A 19907-nucleotide genomic window follows, 5' to 3' on the forward strand; every position below is an offset into this window, starting at 1 on the left:
AAGAGACATCACCATGAACACGATCAGTGTTTGCGACAAAATCGATGAGCGCCGCCGTCGCCTGATCGGTGCAGCCGCAATGGGCATGACGCTTGCCGAACTCGGCATGACCGCGACAGCGAAGGCGGCACCCAGCGGAGTCGACCAGACGACGGCGTCTGCGATGCACACGGCAAAGAACTCGTTCGGCGCACCCAGGCAGATCGATGCCGGTGTCCTTAATGTCGGCTATGCAGAGGCCGGCCCTGCCGACGGTCCGCCCGTTATCCTTCTCCATGGCTGGCCTTACGACATCCACACATATGTCGACGTTGCGCCCATTCTGGCGGTGAAAGGCCACCGCGTGATCGTGCCCTACCTGCGCGGATACGGCACGACGCGGTTCCTGTCGGACGAGACGATGCGCAATGGTCAGCAGTCGGCCATCGCTGGCGACATCGTCGCGCTGATGGATGCGCTGGGTATCGAGAAGGCGACGATTGCCGGCTGCGACTGGGGCGCTCGGACGGCGAACATCATCGCCGCCCTGTGGCCGGAACGCTGCAAGGCGATGGTCTCGGTGAGCGGCTACCTCATCGGCAACCAGAAAGCCGGCAAACTGCCGCTGCCGCCGAAGGCCGAGCTGCAATGGTGGTACCAATATTACTTCGCTACCGATCGCGGCCGTGTCGGCTACGAGAAATATACGCGCGATTTCGCCAGGCTGATTTGGCAGCTCGCCTCGCCGCAATGGAATTTCGATGAGCCCACGTTCGAGCGGAGTGCTGCGGCCTTCGACAATCCGGATCACGTCGCGATCGTCATCCACAATTACCGCTGGCGGCTCGGCCTGGCAGAAGGCGAGGCGCAATATGATTCACTGGAGCAGCGGCTTGCTCAGGCACCCGTCATCTCCGTGCCCACGATGACGCTCGAGGGCGACGCCAATGGCGCGCCGCATCCGGACGCCAGCGCTTACGCCAAGATGTTTTCAGGCAGATATAGCCACCGGGTAGTCATGGGCGGCATTGGACACAACCTACCTCAGGAAGCGCCACAGGCCTTTGCCGACGCCGTTGTCGAGGTCGACGCGTGATCGAGTTCGCGGCGCCGCCCCTCCGGCAGGTACTACAACCACCAAAAGAATGCCTATGAACCGGATCGCGAGGGTTGTTTATACGGCCAGGACCGCAACCACAGGTGGCCGCGAGAATGGCGCCTCGCGCAGCTCTGATGGCCTTCTGGACATCAGGCTTTCCATACCCGGATCGGCGCGCATCGGCACCAACCCGGAGCAACTGCTTGCAGCCGGCTGGTCGGCCAGCTTCGCAAGCGCGGTTGCGTCTGTGGCTCACGAACAAAAAATTGCGCTGCCGGCCGGAGTGAGAATCGATGCCGAGGTTGATCTGAATCTCGGGGACGACGGCTACTCTCTCAGCACTCGGCTCAACGTCAGCCTGCCCGGCGTGGAGTACAATACCGCACGAGCCCTGATCGACGAGGCGCACGACATTTGTCCGTACTCGAAAGCGACGCGCGGCAACGTTCAAATTGCGATCAACCTGCTCTGAGTGGATTGCATCGATCATTGAAGCAATTGGCATGGCCAGGGTTACATTTTGGATCATTCCTTCTCGCCAAGGTCTGCAAAAACCTGCCACGGCATCGCACCTGTCAGAGCGCATCCAGCACAAATACGGTCAGGATGACAGGAGGGGTATCCCTCCGGTCACCGTGATAATCCCTTCTGAGCGCGAAATGTCCGCTCTGGGTCATGGCCGTGAATTGGCCCGGAGCATGCGAGCTTCCGCTTAGGGCCGGAACCGATATTCCGCTTGGGGTAAAGCCATTAGGACAGCTTCAGGCGGAGCCATCACCTTCAGCACCGCTTCGCGTCGTGCTGCTGGCTGGAGACGCCCCTCGTTGACGGCCACGGCCGGCCTTCGCCTTACGGCTGCGCCAACCGCGATCCGAACTGACGAAGGCTTCCAGCATGTGCGGAATCAGGGCAGCGGTGTCCACGGGTTCATAGAGCCGGCTGTGCTCGGCCGCATACTGATCGAGTTCCTCCTTGAGAGGCTCTGGCAGGATGATGGTCATGCGGACGACACCAACCTTCGGCAGCCGACCGAGCCTCAGATCTGGCATTGTTCACCTCCTGCGTGTGAGACAAAGACATGTTGACTGTTCAGATAATCAGCATAGGCGACGAGATCGCGATGAACGGCGCCGGGCAGTTCGACCGTGATCTTGACCGGACGATTATCGGGAATGGCGGAGCGTTTCAGCTTGGTCATGACGGATCCTTCGGCGCACCATACGGCACAAGAACAAGGTCGCGATTGACGATCACGCGAACCGGAAAACCGGGCCGCACCGTGAGCGTCGGCTGCACGTTGAGCTGATTGCGCACGATCTGCTGGCCAATATCGGAGGCCGAGTCCTGCGCGCTTTCGCGGATGGCCTTGGCGATTTCGCTTTCGTCGTCGCTGGACCCAAGCGATGTCCCAATGCCCAGCAATGTCGAGAGCGCGGCGGCCCGAAACATCTGGCCCCAATGATGGTCAACCTCGTCTTCAAGGCCAGAAAACCCTTGCGTGTCAGCGCCCTGCTGCCGCTCCAGCACGATCGATGTGCCATCGGGCATGATCAGCCGGTTCCACACCAGCAGCAGGCGCGACTGACCAAAGGCGACGTGGCTGTCGTACTGGCCGATCAACCTCGCACCCTGCGGGATCAGGAGATGGGATCCTGTCGGGCTGTCGTAGACATTTTCCGTGACCTGAGCGGTGATGTCGCCGGGCAGGTCGGAGCGGATGCCGGTGATAAGGGCAGCTGGAATGACGGTGCCGGCTTGCACCACATAGGGCGAGGCCTTCTCGGCGAGCCGATTGGGACTGACGGTGCGACCGTCTGGCTCGGCCTTGACGAAGGCCAGCTTGCGATCCTGCACGTTTTGCGCGGCACCAGGATCGATCGGTGGCGGCCCGGGGGGCGGAGTCAGACCAGATTGGGCGACTCTGCTGCCAGCACTCTGTCGTGCCGGACCAGCTCTCGTGTTCGTATCGGTGAAGAGCTTCGCCACGCGTGCGGACTCGATCTCGGCCAGTCGGCGCTGCTCCTCCGGATCGGCGCGCGATCCACTGATGGTCGGCGCCCCGGTCGGCTGGCCGCGTTCCTGCGCACGCAAGATCGGCCGGCCAAGATCGCCAGGCAGCGCGGGGCCGAGTTGCGGAATTCCGGCATAATCCTTCGGCAGGCTCTGCAGCCCGTCGGCGGTGGAGCGGTTTTCAGTGGTGAAGAGCTCGGGCGGTTGTTCGGTGCCGCGCCGTCCAGTGTCGAGCGCCCAAATCAACGTGCCGAGGATCGCAGCGCTGGCAACCCCACCAACCCCTATCAGCGCCTTGCGCGACAATCGCGTGACCCTGGCCGGTTCGGGCCGCAGGCGCAGTTCGGCTCGAATGTCCTGGTTGGGTGCATTTGCGGGGTCGCTCATCGAAACAGCCTCGTGCTGGGCGAGGTTCGTTTCCCGTCGGTACGCACGATGCGGACGCGCTTTTCACTCGTCTTGTCGCCGAGCCTCAATTCAGCGGCGGCAAACAGCCGATCGACGACGTAGTAATTCTGGCGAGCGCGGTAGTTGACCAGTTCCGAACCACCCGAAGGGCCGACGACGAACAGCGGCGGCATTTCCCCCTGCCCTATGCCCGACGGGAACTCGATGTAGACCTTTGCACCGTCGTCGAAGGCGCGAAGCGGCCGCCAGGCTGCGGCATCGCCCTCGATGCGGTAGCGGAAATTCAGTCTCTGGAGGTCGATGCCGGTCGCGACCGGCTTTGTGGCGGAAGCCTGCGCATTCTGGCGCCGCAGCGCAATCAGTTGGTCCTGCGGATACTGCCAGGAGACGGAGGCCATGTAGGTCTTTTCGGTCGAGCGGAGCTCGAGATGATAGGTGCGGCGGTCGCTGTTTATGATGAGGTTGGTCTGGAGATCCGGCCGTGTCGGCTTCACGAGAATGTGGACCTGCTGGCGCTCCCCTGTCCCACTTTGCGTATCGCCGATGATCCAGCGCACTGTGTCACCTGCGGCGACTGGCCCGGAGCCGACAAGCTGCTCGCCGGGCTGCAAGGCGATGTCGGTGACCTGGCCGGGTGCGGCGTAGATTTGGTAGAGCGCGCCCTCACTCCAGGGATAGAGCTGGATCGCATTGACGAAACCGTCGCGAACCGGCTGCATGCGTGCGGCCTCATTGGCCTGGCTGATCCGCTGCTTCGGATCGGCTGGCTCCGGCTTCACCTTCGTGGCCTCTACTGGTTTCAACTGACCAGGCAGTGGAAGCGGCTTTGGCACTTCCACCACCTTCACTGGAGCAGGTGGGTGGACTTTCTGCACGGCAGGCCTGGCATCGTCATACTGGATCTCGGGTGGAATGTATTTTTTCGAAGCACAGCCGGCGAGCGCCGTTGCTGACGTTAGTGCCAGGGCAAGCATGCGCGCCCTGGGCCCATTGCGCATGGCCGGTCTCGCCAATGTTCGTGCCGCAGACATCATGAAAGCTCCTTCGACCAGTTGATGGCATTGACGTAGACGCCGAGCGGATTGGCTTTCAGCCGGTCGGCGTCGCGGGTTGGCTGGATCACGACTGTGAGGATTGCGGTCCAGCGCTCGGTGCCGGCCAAGGTGCCGTTCTCGTAGCGGCGCTCGATCCAGGCGACGCGGAAGGAATCCGGCGAAGCACGGATGACGCTGGAAACCTCGATGGCCATCTGGAGTTTGTCCACTTTGGCAAAAGGGTCGTTCAAGCGAGCATAATCATTGAGGGAAATGGCGCCGCGGTCTGTGGTGTAATCGTAGGCGCGCAGCCAGTTTTGGCGGACGATGACCGGGTCGGCCGGAATGCTTCTGACCTGTTCGATGAAGCGGGCCAGATGCCAGGCGATCTGCGGATCGGTCGGCCGATAGTCGGCAACGGCCGGAGCGACAACCTGCGCTTCGCCGAACTTGTCGACCTCCACCACCCAGGGAACCACTGAGCCGCGCGTCGACTGCCAGACCAATGCGGATGCAAAACCGCCGGCCAAGACGAGCGAGCCGAAGGCCATCAGCCGCCAGTTTTTCGCCTGGACGCGAGCCGAGCCGATGCGCTCGTCCCAAATCTGGGCTGCACGCTGATAGGGCGTCTCGGGTTGAGGCGTTTTTCCGTAACGAACAAAAGGGCGTCTAAAGGGGGTCATCGGCGGTCGTCCTGATCGAGGGAAACATTCATTGAGCCGCCGCCATCATCGCTCGAATGAACTGAATGCGCGGCGATGCTGGCGCCATGGCTCATAGCCTGGCCGCGCTTCATGCGTTTTGCCCATGCGGGCGGGGCGTCGGCACTGGTTTGGGTGGTCGACCAGTCACCGGAGGAAGCCGTTCGCGACGATCGCTCTCCACTCGTCGCGGCCCAAGCTGCCAAGCGGCCGGCCTCGTAGCTATCGGACAGGGCTGACGCGGCGCGCGACATTGCCTGCTTGACGGGTTGAACGGCAGCGCTGGCACCAGCCTTTGCGACACCCGCCATGCCGGCGGCGATTGAGCCTGCACCACCTCTTCCAGACGTGGCTGCGGCGAGTTCCCAGGCGGCCGAAGTGCTGCCGGCCAGATGCGCGCCACCACGTGCGGCGGCTGCCGACATGCGCCCGCCTGCACTGAGCCCGCCTGCTGCGCCGCTCAATCCGGCGCGGGCGCCCATAGCGCCGGCTACGCCAAGGCCACCAACGGCGAGGCTCGTGCCAACAGCGGCACCTGCGCCCAGTTGCGGAGCACCCGAAACCAGCCCCGTCGCGATGCCGGGACCGAAGATCGACAGGCCCATCAGCGACAATGCGCCGAGAACAAGCGACAGCGCATCGGTGATCGTCGGTTGTTCGGCACCAAAGCCTTGAGTGAACTCGCCGAAGAGGCCCGAGCCGATGCCGACGATGACGGCAAGCACCAGGATTTTCACGCCGGAGGCAACGATGTTGCCGAGCACTTTTTCAGCGAGGAAGGCGGTCCGGTTGAACAGCGCAAAAGGGATCAGCACGAAGCCGGCAAGCGTCGTCAGCTTGAATTCGACCAGCGTGACGAAGATCTGTACGGCGAGAACAAAGAACGCAATCAGCACGATCGCCCAAGCAATCATCAGGACCACGATCTGAACAAAATTCTCGAAGAACGAGACGTAGCCCATCAACTGGCTGGCGGCTTCGAGGATTGGATTGCCGGCATCGACGCCGACCTGCGCGACGCGGCCCGGCTGCAGCAGTGCGGCGCCCGAAAGTGCCGAACCTCCCGCCTTCAGACCGAGCCCGGAAAAGCTCTCGAAGACGATCCCGGCCAGACGATTGAAGTTGCCGATGATGAAGGCAAAGAAGCCGATATAGAGCGTCTTTTTCATCAGTCGGTGCAGGACGTCCTCATCCGCACCCCAAGCCCAGAACAGGCCGGCAATCGTGATGTCGATGACGATCAAAGTGGAGGTGAGGAATGCGACCTCGCCGCCGAGCAGCCCGAAGCCAGAATCGATATAGCGGGTAAAGGTCTCCAGGAAGCGATCGATCACGCCGGTGTCGTTCATGGCGCCACCGTTTCCGGATGCAGCCGGTCTTCCGCGCGAGGCGGAGTTGGCGGTTGGAGCGGCAGCATTCGGCTCTGGTCCTTTTCGATCCACGGAGCCGCGTTTGGCGCGATGGGGCGGAGGGATGGTTGCAGGAAGCGTCGGCGGCTTTCCGCCCAGGCTCTCCTGCAGGCTTCGTCGTCAACGGCCGCCATGCCGATGGCCCGGCATCGGGCAAGCTCGACCTTAGCCGGCTCGCCGCCCGGATATGCGGAGCGCGGGGAGGACGCGTCGTGCGAGCCGTCGCCGCGCAGCGCCATGGAGGCGGCGGTCATGGCGGTGCCAAGGGCAAGAACGGCTGCTATCCGGGCGGCGATCTTGAGATCCATGCGATTCTCGCCTCAGTCGTGGAACATTTTTACCGATGACGGGCTGTAACTGCTGCCCGTCATGAAACGGCTGAACTGTTCGCGTGCCTGCTCCTGCGCGGCCGCCCGCCTCGCCTGCTCAAGGGCTTCGGCTCGTCCTTGTGCGGCCAGCATCGCAGTGAGATCGGCAACTTGCTTGGCCTGCACGGCGAGGAGCTGGTTGCCGGCCTGCGTTGCCTGAAGCACGCCGACGGCCGACTGGCTGGCACCGACCAGCGCACTCGTCTGCTCTTGTGTCCCGGCGATGTTGTCGACCGCGACGGCGCCGGTTTTCAGCGAATGCTCAAAGGCAGACACCGAGGTCTGCCAGCGCTGACGCGCGCCCTCGACAAGCTGCTGGCTGGAGAGTTCCGAACCGAAATTCTTGTAAGCGGAGGTAAACTGGCTCTCGATGTCCTGGACGCTGTAGGCCAGCTTCTCGGCCTCGCCGAGCAGGCTCTTCATCTCGGAAAAATTGCCTTCGATCTGGCCAAGCAGCGAGGTCGGCAGCGACGTGAGATTCTTCGCCTGGTTGATCAGCATCTGCGCTTCGTTTTGCAGCGAGGTGATCTGGTTGTGGATCTGCTCCAGGGCACGCGATGCCGAAAGCAGGTTTTCGGCATAGTTCCTCGGATCGAACACGATCAGCGCCGATGCTGGTGCCGATGACAGCGCCATGGCGACGGCGATGGCGCCGGCTGCCGCCTTGCGACGGATTCGGCTGCCTGCAAGATTGGAATTCATGACGAAATCTCCTCTGTGGACTGGTCGATCACGTTGGTGAGACCTGGGATGAGGTCGGCCGCCCAGGAGAGACCGCGCTCCGCTAGCCAGGCCTCGAGGAAATGCTCTCGGCCGGCCTCGGCGATTGTCCGGTCGATCGCGGCCTGGTCTGATTTGGACGATGTGGCGCAGAGCGCCAGCGCGATCGGACCGAGTCCCAGTTCGAACAGACGGTTGCCGCGGCGGCTTTGACAGTAATAGTCGCGCTTCGGTATCGCCCGGGCGATGATCTCGATCTGACGATCGTTGAGACCAAAGCGTCGATAGATCTCGGCGATCTGCGGCTCGATAGCGCGCTCGTTCGGCAAGAACAGCCGCGTCTGGCAGCTTTCGACGATTGCCGGCGCGATTGGCGATCCGGCGATGTCGGAAAGCGACTGCGTGGCGAAGACCACGCTGGCGTTCTTCTTTCTCAGCGTCTTCAGCCATTCGCGCAGCTGGTCGGCGAAACCGCCATCGTCGAGCGCCAGCCAGCCCTCGTCGATGAGCAGCAGTGTCGGCCGGCCGTCCATCCTCTGCTCGATGCGGTGGAAAAGATAGGCAAGCACCGCGGGAGCAGCACCCGTGCCGATCAGGCCCTCGGTTTCGAACGCCTGGACGGAGGCTTCGCCGAGACGCTCATACTCGGCATCAAGCAGCCGGCCAAAAGCGCCGCCGATGCAGTAGGGACCAAGCGCCTGTTTCAGCGGCGAGGACTGCAGCAGCACGGACAGGCCAGTCAGTGTCCTCTCCTGGACTGGCGCAGAAGCCAGCGACGTCAGCGCCGACCACAGATGTTCCTTGACCTGCGGCGTGATGGGCACGCCTTCGCGCAGTAGAATGTCGAAAAGCCAGTCGGCCGCCCAGGCCCGCTCCGGCGTATGATGGATGCGGGCAAGCGGCTGCAGCGACACGGTGTCAACGTCGTCCGACAGATCGGTCAAAGTGAGCAAGGGCAACGGATCGTCAGACCCTTGCCCGCTTGCGGTATCGCTTCCGAGATTGTGCCAGTCACCATTCATGGCGAGTATGGCCGCGCGGATTGAGCCGCCGAAATCAAAGGCAAAGACCTGGCTGTTTTCGTAGCGCCGGAACTGAAGCGCGATCATCGCCAACAGGACCGACTTGCCAGCGCCCGTCGGGCCGATGACGAGGGTGTGGCCGACGTCGCCGACATGCAGGCTGAACCGGAACGGTGTGGCGCCCTCCGTTCTGGCGAAGAACAGCGGCGGCGCTCCAAGATGCTCGTTCTCGATCGGACCTGCCCAGACCGCGGAGAGCGGAATCGTGTGCGCGAGGTTGAGCGTGGAAAGCGGCGGCTGGCGAATATTGGCATAGACATGGCCAGGAATACCGCCCAGCCAAGCTTCGATAGCGTTGACGCCTTCGGCGATACAGGTGAAGTCCCTGCCCTGAATGATCTTTTCGACCAGACGCAGCTTTTCGTCGGCGATCGACGGATCGGCATCCCAGACCGAAACGGTGGCGGTGACGTAGGCTTCGCCGATCTGGTCAGAGCCCAGGTCCTGGAGCGCCGCGTCCGCATCGGCCGCCTTGTTGGCGGCGTCCGTGTCGACGAGAACGGATGCCTCGTTGGTCATCACCTCTTTGAGGATCGCGGCGACGGATTTCCGCTTCGCGAACCACTGACGGCGTATCTTCGTCACCAACTTGGTCGCGTCGGTCTTGTCCAGCATGATCGCCCGCGTCGACCAGCGGTAGGGGAAGGCAAGGCGATTAAGATCGTCGAGAATCCCCGGGAAGGTCATCGTCGGAAACCCGGTGATGGTGAGTGTGCGCAGATGCGCATCGCCAAGCCTCGGCTCTAACCCGCCGGCCAACGGCTGATCGACAAGCAGAGCATCGAGATGCATCGGCGTTTCTGGCACGCGAACGCGATGCCGCTTGGTCGAAATGGTTGAGTGTAAGTAACTCAGCGTCTCTCCGTCATCGAGCCAGTCAGCTTCGGGAACGAAGCCCTCGATGAGGTTGAGCACGCGGTCGGTGCGGTCGACAAAAATCTTCAGGAGCTCCCAAGGATCGACGCCGGTCTTTTCCCGGCCTTCGTAGAGCCAACTCTCCATGCGCGACGCTTCCTCGGCCGGAGGCAGCCACACGAAGGTGAGGAAGTAGCTGCTTTCAAACAGCACACCGGAGTCTTCGAACTGTTCGCGACGCTCGATGTCGAGAAGTGCGGATGCGCAATCCGGGAACCGGCTGTCTGGGTAGCCGCTGGCAGGATTGCGCTGGGCTTCGACAAAAAGTGCCCAGCCGGAGCCGAGCCGGCGCAGCGCGCCGTTGAGCCGCGCGGTCGTGCCGACGAGCTCCGCCGGCGTCGCGGAGTCCAGATCCGGCCCGCGAAAACGCGCCGTCCGTTGAAAACTGCCGTCCTTGTTGAGCACCACGCCCGGCGCTACCAGGGCAGCCCACGGCAGATAATCGACGAGGCTGGCACTCTTCTTTCGGTATTCCGCGAGGTTCATCATGGCGAAACCTCAACATCCGAAATGCGTGGGATAGCGCAGGTGGCGGCGAACCACATCGACGAATTGCGCATCGCGCTTTGCCGCCCAGACGGCCACGAGATGTCCGACCGCCCAGATGATGAGCCCCGCGATCCACAAGCGAAGCCCCAATCCGATCGCGCCGGCCAGCGTGCCGTTTGCGATGGCGACCGCACGCGGCGCGCCGCCGAGCAGGATCGGTTCGGTGAGCGCGCGATGCACCGGCGCGAAAAAGCCACGGATCTCCTCATCCATCAGATCAGAGCTCCGCCACCGAAGGAGAAAAAGGACAGAAAGAACGAACTTGCCGCGAAAGCGATCGACAGCCCGAAGACGATCTGGATCAGCCGGCGAAATCCGCCTGACGTGTCGCCGAAGGCGAGCGACAAACCGGTGATGATGATGATGATCACCGCCACGATCTTGGCGACAGGCCCCTCGATTGACTCAAGGATTTGCTGAAGCGGCTCCTCCCAGGGCATGGAGGAACCGGCAGCATGGGCGGGCGCAGTCGTAATGATCGCGGCGGTCGCCGCATACGACAGCTCCACGGCAAGTTTGCGGATAGCCGATGAATTGAAGCGGATCTGGGTCATTCTGAAGCTCCATAGGGAGAGTGGCGATTCACGGTCGTTGTGGTCTCGAAATTTGCTTCCAGGGTGCGGTAGTCGCCGGTGGCCGGATCGAGCCCGTCGACCAGGGCGATCTCGACGAGCCGGCGCGCTGAGCCGCGGCCAGCGAGAACTGCGATGAGATCTATGGTTTCGCCAATCAGTGCGCGCGGAACCGTAATGACCACCTCCTGCACGAGCTGCTCCAGTCGCCGCAGTGCGCCAATGGCAGAATTGGCGTGGATGGTGCCGATGCCGCCGGGATGGCCAGTGCCCCAGGCCTTCAACAGATCGAGCGCTTCCGCACCGCGTACCTCGCCGATCGGAATGCGATCGGGCCGAAGGCGTAACGACGACTTCACCAGATCGGAAAGCGAGGCGACACCGTCCTTGGTGCGCAGCGCCACAAGATTGGGCGCAGCACACTGCAGCTCTCGCGTATCCTCGATCAGCACGACGCGGTCGGCGGTTTTAGCGACCTCCGCCAGCAACGCGTTTACGAGCGTGGTCTTGCCCGTCGACGTGCCGCCGGCCACCAGCACGTTCTTCCGTGTCTTCACGGCAAGCTGCAGGACGCCAGCCTGGGCTTCGGTCATGATGCCGGCGGCGACATAGTCTTGAAGCGTGAACACCGCGACTGCCGGCTTGCGGATGGCGAAGGTTGGCGCCGTGACAACAGGCGGCAACAGACCCTCGAACCGTTCGCCGGTCCCGGGCAGTTCGGCCGAAACGCGCGGCGAGCCCGAATGCACCTCCGCACCGACATGGTGCGCGACCAGCCTGACGATCCGGTCGCCGTCGGCCGCGATCAGTATTTCATTGCTTGCAGCGAGTCCTTCGCTGAGACGGTCAACCCACAGGCGACCGTCGGGATTGAGCATCACCTCGACAATGGCTGGATCGTCAAGGAAGCCTGCGATCGCCGGGCCGAGGGCGGTGCGCAGCATGCGCGCGCCGCGCGATACCGCTCCCTTGCTGGCATGATGGTTGGTCGCCATGCGGGGTCCCCGTTTCTCGCCACGAACTGATTCGTGGCGCGGTCGGGGATCATTAGAAAAGGCAGGAGCGCCGGCCTTGCAACTAGCAAAACCGGCGATCGTGGAATGACGTGCAGAGACTTGCGAAATGCGGTGCGTCGACCGCGATAGCTCAGCAACCCGGTGCCCGACTGGCTATCTCCGCTCCAGCAGAACAGCCGGCTGTATCTAGGGCCGCAAGCGAAGCCCGATTGGGAAGTCATTATTGGCAGCGACGTTCCAAGGATCGGCTCGACGTGCATGTTTTGCCGTCCGGCGAGGCGTTCTCGGTGGGTATGACCATGCCGGGGTGGAGGCTCTGGTTCGGCGATTGGCAGCCCTTTCGCCGGCCGTTGTCGGATTGGAGTCGACAGGCAGCTTCGAGAGACTGGCGGTCGCCGCCTTGGCAGGCAACGGCCTGGCAATTGTCATGATCAATCCGGCGCGGGTGTAGGCGAGGCTAGCAGGTATGTTGAAGAGCCTAGAGAACTATGGTGGAAATTGCCAGAAAGGTAGATTTTTGGAGTTTCTCGTGTCCCTGAATATCAAAAATCCGGCCACCGTTGCTCTCGCCGATGAACTCGCACGCCGCCAGGGTATCAGTAAGACAGCAGCAATCCATCAAGCGCTTGCATCGCTTGGGCTTTGGAGAGACCGCTCAGGAGCGTCTGCTGGCAGAATTGCGCGCCATCCGAGAAAGAGTGGCACGATTGCCTGAACTGGATGCTCGCAGCGACGAGGAGATCATCGGGTATGACGAGCATGGAATCCCTAACTGATGGTGATCGATACCTCAGCTGTTGTAGCGATCCTTCGGAGCGAGCCTGAGGCAGCAAGGCTGGAACGAGCGCTGGTCTCCGACCCAATCCGACTGGTCCCGGCAACCGGGGTGCCCGAGGCACGCATGGTGCTGGTCAGCAGGCGCGGCGAACACGCATTGGCCGAGATCGATCTTTGGCTGCGCAAAATCGAGGCCGACATCATTCCTGTCGACTCCGAATTGGTTGATCTGGCGACCCAGGCTTGGCTGACCTACGGCAAAGGCCACCACCCGGCGGCGCTGAATTTTGCCGATTTCCTGTCCTATGCTTTGGCAAAGCGTGCAGACGAACCGCTGCTTTTCATCGGCAAAGACTTCTTCCAAACGAATATCGAACCGGCATGAGCACGAGACTCTAGGATCACCGGCTGTCTCCAGCTTGAACCCTGTAATAGCGCCAATTAGTTTCGATCCTGTCGGCTGGGCCTGCATCAAGGGGTGTCGTGCCAATTGGTCCCAAAGCAGAGCAAGCTGGCGTCTTTCGTCCCTCCGATCTGGCGCTGCTGGGCCGCGTCTTCGATCGGTTGGAAGTTGAGGGCCAATCCAGCCGGCAAACATGTTGCTCAGACATTCACGGCCGCGACGCTGGTTGTGCGAACAAATGATGGGCCTCGTCGAAAACGGCCCTTGGGAGGACCCGAAGCTCGCTTGCTTCGTAGGGGAGATGCTCGAGATACTGCGACGTCAGCCGGGCAACCACTTGCGCTTGGGCCAGGTCGCGACGGCGCTTGATTGGCTCGCGATCAGCTCGTTTTGAGACCCAGAATTTGTGAGCGGCAAAAATACGCGGATCGGGTGCCACGAGCCGTAACGGTCCGCCTTTTTCATCGATGGCGATTGCTTCGAAAGCAGGGGCATTTTCCAACCATGCCAGGCCGGCGATCTCGGCGGCCACCAATTCGTCGTCAGCCTTCCCGATAGTTCCCCGGCTCGGCTTCCACGCCGGGTTTGCGAGCGGTTTGATCAGATCGACGAGATATCCGTCGCGGTTCACCGCGCGGAATGTGGCGGATGAACGCTCGAAAGACCGATCGACCTTGCGCAAAAGGTTGATGAGCGCTCCATCTTCGACGTTGGCGCCAGACATGATCCTGAGGGACTGGCGGGAGTCCATGAGGAGATCGATATCTTGCGTCGATGTGATTCCGGGATCCACGAACACTCCGGCCGCCGCCTCATAGGCGTAGATCGCATTCGTGCCTGCAATACGAATGCCTTCCCCGAGAAGACCGGCGTTATCGATTGCTCTGATAATTCTTGCGGCGATCAGGGGAACACGCCCAAGCCGGAGCGCGCGATTGACAGCAGATTGGCGCTCCATCTGCTCCTGTCGCGCAGAGAGCGTTTCTTGGGCGGACGCGCGAGCTGCTTCCCAATCCGCCTTGACAGCTTCGCTCGCCGGCGAGCGCCGACCCTCTGCCTTTTGGTGTCGTACGCCAGCGGCGTCGTAGTAGCTTCGCATCAAATGGTCGATGCCGTTCACGGTGTGCCAGACGAGGGATCCCCGAAAGCTCTTCGCCTTCCTTTGGGCCTCTTGGAGCGCAATGAAACGTTGGTCGGAATTGACTTTTTCCCGACGCTGATCGTTATTTAATTCAACAAAATCAATCAATTCAACAGTTACCATACGTTTAGCTCAGAGCTGTTGCAAGGCACAATAGGCGGCGGAGCGCCCGATTGCAACAGCTCTCACGTGATTCCACTGCGACTGTTGAAGTAACTGTATTAATTAAAAAATATGACGACGGAGCGGCTTTTCTACGGCAGCGCAGTCGAAGCAAAAGCGCCGCTCGAACGCGGCCTTCGATGGTTTTATTCGATCCCCAGACCGGGCCGGTGCAAACGGTCTGAGAAAGCTACCAATATGGCGATGGTGGTCATTCGTCACCTCAAGCCGATCCGCTCGGTTTGCAACTCCGCGGATGTCGTGACAAAGCTCCCTTCCCCCGGCTTGGAAGTGCTTAGCTGTCGTCCTTATAAGACTTGGCGGCATTATCGATCTTACGCCAGTCGTTTCCGTGGCGCCGCACAAGCTCCCGCGCCTGGGCTGGCGATACACTTTGCGTTTCGACGAAGCGGTTCACTTCCGTCTCCTCGCTTTCAGGGGACGCGAACGAGGGCTCGTTGGCCGTCTGGCAATTGGGTTTTTGCATCTAGTCTGGGCATGAATGGACCTCTCCTGGAGCAAAATAAACGGTCCGGCGCGGCGAAGCTTTCCCACGCTAGCATTCAGCAGTTTCACCGATCGCCTCATTGGCTGCCCCTAGCGGCTCTGACCATACGTTCTGGTGCTCTTGGACCCAAATGAACTGCACCGCGTTGTTTGCGAGCAGTGCTGTGCTTCGCAATCTGATGGAAAAATCCGACGCCCCTGCTGCACCGCAGCCAGCTCCTGGAGCCGAAGCGCGCTTTCCGTACGATCGCGCGGCGGTTGAGCGGTTTCGACAGGCATTTCCGCGCGCCAGGTGGAGTTACGAGCGCAAAAGCTGGTTCGTGCCGGGAAAGACTGCCGCGCGGCGCATCCTGCGCTGGCAGGCGCAAGAGGCGGATCTACGAGTAGCACATGATGACAGCAAGGGACGGGATGCCTTCGCCTTCGATCCCCTGTCGAGCCGGTATCTGGAAGTCGCGGACGACCTACGAATCCGCACGCCATATTCGCGGACGGTTCTTGAGGAATTGCGAGCCGTTCCATGGGCGAGCTGGGACGACGAACTGCGGGCCTGGAGGGTGCCTTTCCGCTCATACGAGGAGTTGAGGCGCCATTGGCCAAGCATCGAAAGGGCCGCAGGCCGCGCAGAACCGGAGGCGAGGAAACGGCGACGGGAAGCGTCCAAAGACTCCGAGGAATATAAAGCCGCTAGATTGCGGTATGCCGAACGCAGGCGACGTCGCTATCCACTGCCCCCTGACGATTTACCCCGGCTTGGCCGTGCCGTGGCGACGGAGCAATACGGCATTGTGGTCTTCACCGAGATTTCGGGCGAACTCGTCGACGCCTCGGAGTTAGCAGCGTTCTATCCGCATTTGATCGAGGCGAACGTCGACCATGTCTGGGGCAGATGGCGTCCGGCGACGTTGGCTGAATTGATTAGAACATGGCCCGCTCGGCGTGCTGCCGAGTTAGCGGAACGGCAACGAGGCTGGTGGCAACCAACGCTGCCCGAACTCAGGATAGCTCGCCAAAAAGCTCGAAGCCTGGCCCGAAGAAGGGCAAGGCTTGGGCCGCTTCCAGCGTCTGTCCGGTTGCTCTAGTGTTGAAATGTCAACCGATCGGAACCTTCCATGTGCAGCAATTGCGAACAACATATGAGCTGGCTGAACATTGCCGGATGATGGCGTCGCTGGCCTTGAAGATCGGGACGCATGAAACCGAACTTGACCTGCCGTAGGCGCGCGACACGCGCATCAATGATCTGGCTCCAATAACCCGCGTGGCAGCTGAAGCCAGCGTCGGCGTTCTTCGAATTTACCGGACGAAGTACCCGAAGGCGAAGGATCCATTTTCGCTCCACGCTCCGCGTTTATGGCCATCGCCGACCGAGAGGAAGTTCGCCGCTCCGCTAACACGGGCCTGGGCGCGCCAAGGTCATCGCTGAATGTAAAGCCATTTCTGCAGAATTCGACGCACACAATGCCGATCCGAGGCCAACTGGGAGTGCATACCCCAGCTTGGAATTGTGCGGAACCGTACGAAGCCGATTGCAAGCAACCAACCTGGTTGGCCGGGCATTAGCAAAGCATCAATTTGGAAAGCATCGGGAGGAAGACCATGCTGCACGTTAACATGCCTCGCGAATTTGAGGTCGGCGATGAGGTTGCGCTGGCAGGTACCGTCATCACGATTCTCCCCAGCGGGCGCGCCAGGGTGAGCATTCCTTCGTATGACCATCCTTATACGATTGATCCGCCACCCAAAGTCCGGGCCGGCGACCGAGTGGTTCTTGTTGGGGACGTCACCCGCATCGATTGCGGGGCGAACAAACTCTCTGTGCGGATTGACTGCGGCGGGGTGATCACGGTCGACAAGTCGGCGATCACTCGGCTGAGAAAGCACCGCCGGACTTCAGCGGGTTGACGCTCCGGCGATACAACGGCCGGTGTCGGCGTAGGGAAGATGCCAACGCCTTTGAACAGCCCAAGGGTGCGGCGCGGTCCAGCCGGATATGGAGCGGACGAACGGATAAATGGGAACTCGACAGCTAGGGCACGCGTCCAGCGTAGTGCGTCCCTGGCGTCTTCGGATTACTGGTGAAGCAAGTCGCAACCGCGCCTCACCTGCCGTCCAGCGTTCGGATTCGCGATCGTCGCTCTCGGCAACAGGCGACGCGCCCGTCCAGGACGTGTCGCACGTGTGCGCTGTGGAAGGAGACGCCCAGCACATTTCGGGTGAAGGCAGCGCGGGCATCGCGATTGATCGTAACCTTTCTCTGCAACGAGCGCCTGATCGCCGGTCAGCAGTTTCAATCGCGATGGGCTCCGGCTCGTACCCATTATGGAGATCACATGTTCGTCCCGGCCCCGATGCCGGCAATAGGTCTGCTTCGGAGCGTCGCGACGGAACTGGGCGACATGGTTGCGGTGGAGTAAGCGCCTCCCCTGGGTTAACAACCCGGTCGGTGACGGCCGCGACCGCATCGACAACAACCGCAACGGCAATCAAGTCGTCGCTGAAAGGCCGCAAGGTATCTGTCACGACATAGCGTGCCGGCGAAGCTCCGCCCTTGCGACGGGATTCGTTGTAAGCCGATCAGACGGCAACGCCGGGCCAGATGAGCGAGAACTTACCCTCGGTGTGGGTCTCGACCAGGCTCGACGTTCGTCGAGGGTCGTCGGTAACTGCCGACTATGAGTCAAGGTCGTAGGGCTCGTGGCCCAGCTCGTTGTGATGAAGCGCCTCTGCCATACACCTGATGTCGAACGCCTGACCGCACGCCGGGCAGACGACGAAATACTCCTCCTCCCGAAGTGGCGATGCATCGTGGTCTTGGGGGATGACGATGTCATTGTATTCGTCGGGCATTGGGTCCTCCGGCAACGCCGCCCGCCATCCTGGAAGGCCTGCCGGCAGGATTTGTTTCAAAGTTACTGCGCTTAAGAAGGAAGCCCTGAGCATCGATTGTGGTCCGATGTCCGGTTTCGCTGGCAATAACCCTTGCCGAGGCCCGCCGCTCCGATGAACGGTGATCTGATGGGCATCAGCTGCGCAAAATAGCTCCGCAATCGGGCACCGGCGTTGGGCTGTTGAAGCGCCTGCCTTGCCGGCAGCTCATCCAGTCGCTGGCGGCGCTGGCGGGACATCGTCGGCTATTTCTTGCCTCAGCCTTGGTCCTTTGCTGAGCCGGCGACCGAGCGCATCGACGAAATTGTCATAGCGCTGCAAACCCTTCGCGCGGGCTTCGGTCTGTGCGGATTCCGGCAAGGCTGGGGTCGAGTTGAGCCAAAAGCGGACGAACAGCGCCAGCGTCTCAATGGGTGCCCCCCCGTCCCTTTCCTTCCGCGGAGCCCCACGGCACAAATGCGCAATGGCAGCCCTGCGTCGAGACGCAAGATCTGACACCCTTGGGTTGCAAGGAAGCCGAACCGCCAGGGTGCCGCGTCCGATCTTCGAGGGTTCGATCACAGGCGTCTTTGTCGAGGTAAGGCTCGATCATACCGCGCCACACGTCTTCGACCGCTTTGCGGAGGCTGTTGCGAAGGCACCCGAAATCATCGAATGCCATATGGTGATTGGTGGTTTCGACTACCTGGTCAAAGCACGAATAGCTGACATGGCGACGTTTCAGGAATTCCTGCAGCGGGTCATTCTGCCGCTTCCTGGTGTCAGGGAAACGCATCGTTTCGCATCGATCGGTGATGTGAAGCCCGACGCGTTGTTGCCGCTTTGACGCCTGCGGATCGTCCTATCGATCACACAAGTGTCCACACGACCTAACGGGTAGCCAGTGGGGTGAAGATGTCTTCGGTCACATAGGGCGCGGCCAGCGTTGTCGTTCAACTATGTCAAAGTTACCCTCGATTCCTGGGGACTTGAGACACGCGCCCTCTCCGCGGCAGGCCATTTCCCGCTAGCGCATCGCTGACTGGCCAGGACTGCTTGATCTCACCCCTTATGCCACGCTTCCTCGATCGAGACGGTCGCTCGCGTCATCGAGCTTTGTTCAATCTCGCCGTCGTTAGCATGTTGCGCGGATGTGACCTTGTGAAGACCAAGATCGAAAGCTTGCTCATCGGTCCGAAGATGCGGACGCGTGCGGTCGAGCTTGTTCTCTAGCTCGACGGCGCAGAAACGACCGAGGATTACTTCCAGACCAGAATTGATCGTTCGGCGCATATGAGCACAAGGCAATACTCCCGGGTGCTCGATGAATGCGTTGAAAACGATCGGTGTTCGGCTCGAGGATTCCTGCACGCATTCGCTTCGTCGGGCCAAGGCTTCGATCATCTACAAGGCAACCGGGGAAGTGCAGGAACTTTCAATTGTTCGCCGGTTCAACTACGCTTATTCGATTGCCATGTCGAACGCGCGGCCAAGGAGGAGGAAGGCATGCTTCGGATCGCCACTCTTGCGACTTTCAGCATAGGGCTTGCCGTTTTCGCAACCATATCAGCGCCACAATCCCAAGCCGCACCTTGCGGTATCGTGCACAAGCAGGCCCGCCAGCCGCTGAGTGATCAAAATTTCTGGCTGCTCGCTGAACATGACGGCAAAGCCTTCGTCGACCAACGCACTTGCCTCGTTGCCCGGCTAGACAGGCTTGATCAACCCGCAACGCTGAGCGACGCGATGGGGTACTGCGCTACGCTCGGGCAAGGCGGGCCGTACGGCGACATGGGCTGGCAGCTTCCGACGATGGCGGAACTGACGAGCCTCGATTCGGCGGACTGGCCAAGCCAGCGCGAGGCGTTCGCGCAATACAAGCTGCCGCCGCTCGCGCGTAGCGAAACCGAATACTGGACCCGCACTGAATGGCCGGGCCTGGCAGGGTCCTTTGCGGTCGTTGCGTTCAGTGCCCCCACCACTCTGGTGCGTCCGCTTGAAGCGTCCAAGAAGGCAGGCGTATGGTGCGTTTTTGGGGCGCCCGCCACAGGCTTGGACTAGCTAACCTGGCAGCCCGCGCAGATTGGTTGAGGTTAGGCCCAAGGCCGGATCGTGACCTCCCGCATTCGAACCGTGGGCGCGAACGATGCTTGGACGGGCCAAGAGAGCGGAAAAGACAATTCTTTA

General features: G+C 61.4%; 22 protein-coding genes and 2 pseudogenes. 8 read left to right on the plus strand and 16 right to left on the minus strand.

Translation table 11 applies throughout. The annotated features are described in order from the left end of the window. Positions 1–13: 13 nt before the first annotated feature. A complete protein-coding gene (locus tag NKI16_RS17290) occupies positions 14–1075 on the plus strand; it encodes an alpha/beta fold hydrolase (RefSeq protein ID WP_352698399.1) in 1062 nt (353 codons plus the stop codon). A gap of 55 nt (positions 1076–1130) precedes the next feature. Beyond that, the gene (locus NKI16_RS17295) at positions 1131–1550 is read left to right on the plus strand and encodes an Ohr family peroxiredoxin (protein ID WP_352698397.1); all 420 of its coding nucleotides are present in this window, start codon (positions 1131–1133) and stop codon (positions 1548–1550) included. Between the two features lie 289 nt (positions 1551–1839). Here the strand turns inward: NKI16_RS17295 and NKI16_RS17300 are convergent, their stop codons facing one another. The 12 genes and pseudogenes from NKI16_RS17300 to trbB all read right to left on the minus strand — a co-directional run bounded on the left by NKI16_RS17300 (position 1840) and on the right by trbB (position 11841). Then, positions 1840–2079 carry a DUF2274 domain-containing protein gene (locus tag NKI16_RS17300; protein ID WP_502897606.1) on the minus strand — a complete coding sequence of 80 codons (240 nt, stop codon included), beginning with the start codon at positions 2077–2079 and terminating at the stop codon, positions 1840–1842. Between the two features lie 89 nt (positions 2080–2168). Further along, positions 2169–2276: pseudogene (locus NKI16_RS17305) on the minus strand (DUF2274 domain-containing protein); the annotation flags it as partial. Continuing rightward, positions 2273–3475, minus strand: coding sequence for a TraB/TrbI/VirB10 family type IV secretion system protein (locus tag NKI16_RS17310; RefSeq protein ID WP_352923489.1), 1203 nt, complete (start codon positions 3473–3475; stop codon positions 2273–2275). The pseudogene NKI16_RS17305 and the gene NKI16_RS17310, both read right to left, overlap by 4 nt. Next, complete coding sequence (gene trbG, locus NKI16_RS17315; RefSeq protein WP_352923492.1) at positions 3472–4494, minus strand: P-type conjugative transfer protein TrbG; 1023 nt, start codon at positions 4492–4494, stop codon at positions 3472–3474. Before trbG ends, NKI16_RS17310 begins: the two co-directional genes overlap by 4 nt. A 32-nt stretch (positions 4495–4526) precedes the next feature. Next, positions 4527–5213 carry a conjugal transfer protein TrbF gene (trbF, locus tag NKI16_RS17320; protein ID WP_352923494.1) on the minus strand — a complete coding sequence of 229 codons (687 nt, stop codon included), beginning with the start codon at positions 5211–5213 and terminating at the stop codon, positions 4527–4529. Continuing rightward, positions 5210–6580: a P-type conjugative transfer protein TrbL gene (trbL, locus tag NKI16_RS17325; RefSeq protein ID WP_352923497.1), complete on the minus strand. Its 1371-nt coding sequence runs from the start codon at positions 6578–6580 to the stop codon at positions 5210–5212. The genes trbF and trbL overlap by 4 nt, the downstream gene beginning before the upstream one ends. After that, the gene (gene trbK-alt, locus NKI16_RS17330) at positions 6577–6948 is read right to left on the minus strand and encodes a putative entry exclusion protein TrbK-alt (RefSeq protein WP_352595173.1); all 372 of its coding nucleotides are present in this window, start codon (positions 6946–6948) and stop codon (positions 6577–6579) included. Before trbK-alt ends, trbL begins: the two co-directional genes overlap by 4 nt. 12 nt (positions 6949–6960) lie before the next feature. After that, entirely contained in the window at positions 6961–7710 is a 750-nt protein-coding gene (gene trbJ, locus NKI16_RS17335; RefSeq protein ID WP_352875253.1) for a P-type conjugative transfer protein TrbJ, read from the minus strand. After that, on the minus strand, positions 7707–10214 hold the full coding sequence (gene trbE, locus NKI16_RS17340) for a conjugal transfer protein TrbE (protein WP_352923499.1): 2508 nt from the start codon (positions 10212–10214) through the stop codon (positions 7707–7709). Before trbE ends, trbJ begins: the two co-directional genes overlap by 4 nt. 9 nt (positions 10215–10223) lie before the next feature. Then, positions 10224–10487, minus strand: coding sequence for a VirB3 family type IV secretion system protein (locus tag NKI16_RS17345; RefSeq protein WP_023679160.1), 264 nt, complete (start codon positions 10485–10487; stop codon positions 10224–10226). Further along, positions 10487–10828, minus strand: a complete 342-nt coding sequence (locus NKI16_RS17350; protein WP_352572203.1) for a TrbC/VirB2 family type IV secretion system protein — start codon at positions 10826–10828, stop codon at positions 10487–10489. Before NKI16_RS17350 ends, NKI16_RS17345 begins: the two co-directional genes overlap by 1 nt. Continuing rightward, positions 10825–11841, minus strand: coding sequence for a P-type conjugative transfer ATPase TrbB (gene trbB / locus NKI16_RS17355; protein ID WP_352923503.1), 1017 nt, complete (start codon positions 11839–11841; stop codon positions 10825–10827). Before trbB ends, NKI16_RS17350 begins: the two co-directional genes overlap by 4 nt. A 487-nt stretch (positions 11842–12328) precedes the next feature. On the opposite strand from trbB, the pseudogene NKI16_RS17360 reads away from it, so the two are divergent. Together NKI16_RS17360 and NKI16_RS17365 are read left to right on the plus strand one after the other, a co-directional pair. Further along, positions 12329–12638, plus strand: a pseudogene (locus NKI16_RS17360) (type II toxin-antitoxin system VapB family antitoxin). Next, entirely contained in the window at positions 12638–13024 is a 387-nt protein-coding gene (locus tag NKI16_RS17365) for a type II toxin-antitoxin system VapC family toxin (protein WP_352678391.1), read from the plus strand. The pseudogene NKI16_RS17360 and the gene NKI16_RS17365 overlap by 1 nt, the downstream one beginning before the upstream one ends. A gap of 226 nt (positions 13025–13250) precedes the next feature. On the opposite strand, the gene NKI16_RS17370 is transcribed toward NKI16_RS17365, so the two are convergent. After that, positions 13251–14306: a GSU2403 family nucleotidyltransferase fold protein gene (locus tag NKI16_RS17370; protein WP_352678389.1), complete on the minus strand. Its 1056-nt coding sequence runs from the start codon at positions 14304–14306 to the stop codon at positions 13251–13253. Positions 14307–14640: 334 nt separating this feature from the next. Then, complete coding sequence (locus NKI16_RS17375) at positions 14641–14763, minus strand: hypothetical protein (protein ID WP_352923508.1); 123 nt, start codon at positions 14761–14763, stop codon at positions 14641–14643. Between the two features lie 268 nt (positions 14764–15031). On the opposite strand from NKI16_RS17375, the gene NKI16_RS17380 reads away from it, so the two are divergent. Beyond that, entirely contained in the window at positions 15032–15934 is a 903-nt protein-coding gene (locus tag NKI16_RS17380; RefSeq protein WP_352923546.1) for a hypothetical protein, read from the plus strand. A 517-nt stretch (positions 15935–16451) separates the two neighbouring features. Next, on the plus strand, positions 16452–16757 hold the full coding sequence (locus tag NKI16_RS17385) for a hypothetical protein (protein ID WP_352457223.1): 306 nt from the start codon (positions 16452–16454) through the stop codon (positions 16755–16757). Between the two features lie 768 nt (positions 16758–17525). Here NKI16_RS17385 and NKI16_RS17390 read toward each other — a convergent pair. Then, positions 17526–17702 carry a hypothetical protein gene (locus tag NKI16_RS17390; protein WP_156937418.1) on the minus strand — a complete coding sequence of 59 codons (177 nt, stop codon included), beginning with the start codon at positions 17700–17702 and terminating at the stop codon, positions 17526–17528. A gap of 502 nt (positions 17703–18204) precedes the next feature. Between NKI16_RS17390 and NKI16_RS17400 the strand changes: the two genes are divergently transcribed. Beyond that, positions 18205–18567: an Lrp/AsnC ligand binding domain-containing protein gene (locus NKI16_RS17400; protein WP_245274781.1), complete on the plus strand. Its 363-nt coding sequence runs from the start codon at positions 18205–18207 to the stop codon at positions 18565–18567. 215 nt (positions 18568–18782) lie between these two features. On the opposite strand, the gene NKI16_RS17405 is transcribed toward NKI16_RS17400, so the two are convergent. Further along, the gene (locus NKI16_RS17405; RefSeq protein ID WP_352576703.1) at positions 18783–19124 is read right to left on the minus strand and encodes a hypothetical protein; all 342 of its coding nucleotides are present in this window, start codon (positions 19122–19124) and stop codon (positions 18783–18785) included. 102 nt (positions 19125–19226) lie between these two features. Here NKI16_RS17405 and NKI16_RS17410 point away from each other — a divergent pair, with 102 nt between their 5' ends. Beyond that, a complete protein-coding gene (locus NKI16_RS17410) occupies positions 19227–19781 on the plus strand; it encodes an Lcl domain-containing protein (RefSeq protein WP_031212469.1) in 555 nt (184 codons plus the stop codon). The last annotated feature ends 126 nt before the right edge of the window (positions 19782–19907 follow it).

Source organism: Mesorhizobium sp. M0698 (assembly GCF_040320455.1).
Lineage (GTDB): Bacteria > Pseudomonadota > Alphaproteobacteria > Rhizobiales > Rhizobiaceae > Mesorhizobium.